Annotated in this window: 2 protein-coding genes; one reads left to right on the top strand and one right to left on the bottom strand. The window is 70.1% G+C overall.

Features of this window, described 5'->3' with window-relative positions; translation table 11 throughout:
* Positions 1–270, top strand: a 270-nt coding sequence (locus A9X03_RS14145) for an alpha/beta hydrolase fold domain-containing protein (protein WP_156670039.1), incomplete at its 5' end; no start/stop codon positions are given.
* Here A9X03_RS14145 and A9X03_RS14140 read toward each other — a convergent pair.
* Positions 267–629, bottom strand: a 363-nt coding sequence (locus A9X03_RS14140; protein WP_156737600.1) for a M20/M25/M40 family metallo-hydrolase, incomplete at its 5' end; no start/stop codon positions are given. The two genes, A9X03_RS14145 and A9X03_RS14140, sit on opposite strands and share 4 nt — an antisense overlap.

Here is a 629-nt window from a genome sequence, read left to right as displayed (position 1 = left end):
CGGCGCGACCGCCTGGCCTCCCCCGCGTGGGGCGACAACGCCGACGGGATCGCCGGTATCGCGCCCGCGCTGGTCGTGACGGCCGAACACGATCGACTTCGCGACGAGGCCCGCAGCTACGCCGAAAAGCTCGACGCCGTCGGGGCATTGGCGGAGTACTACGAGGTCGCCGGCGTCGACCATGGCTACAACATCATGAGCGACGCGGCGGACGTCACGTTGCGAAGTTACGCGCACATCGCCGAGCACGTCATGCGGGCGACGCGCTAGGGCAGCAGCGCGAACGCGGCCGACTGCTCGACGATGTTGACCATCACCCGCAGCCCGATCGCCAGGGCCCGCTCGTCGAGGTCGAACGTCGGCTGGTGCAGATCCAGCTGCGGTCCCTGCCCCGGCCAGACGCCCAGGCGCGCCATCGCACCGGGAATCTCCTCGAGGTACCAGGAGAAGTCCTCGCCCCCACCCGACTGGCGGGTATCGGCCAGCGCGTCGGGGCCGATGGCCTCGATCGCGTGGGTGAGGATGCGCGTCGAGACGTCCTCGTTGACCACCGGCGGCACACCCCTCCGGTATTGCAGCGTGTGTTCGATGCCGAGCGGCGCCAGCAGCGCCGACACCGTCTCGCGGAT

Origin of the sequence: Mycobacterium sp. E1715 (assembly GCF_001667625.1) — a bacterium.
In the GTDB taxonomy this organism is placed as follows: domain Bacteria; phylum Actinomycetota; class Actinomycetes; order Mycobacteriales; family Mycobacteriaceae; genus Mycobacterium.
Note: the sequence above shows the minus strand (reverse complement) of the source record. Positions and strands in the feature narration are given on the sequence as shown.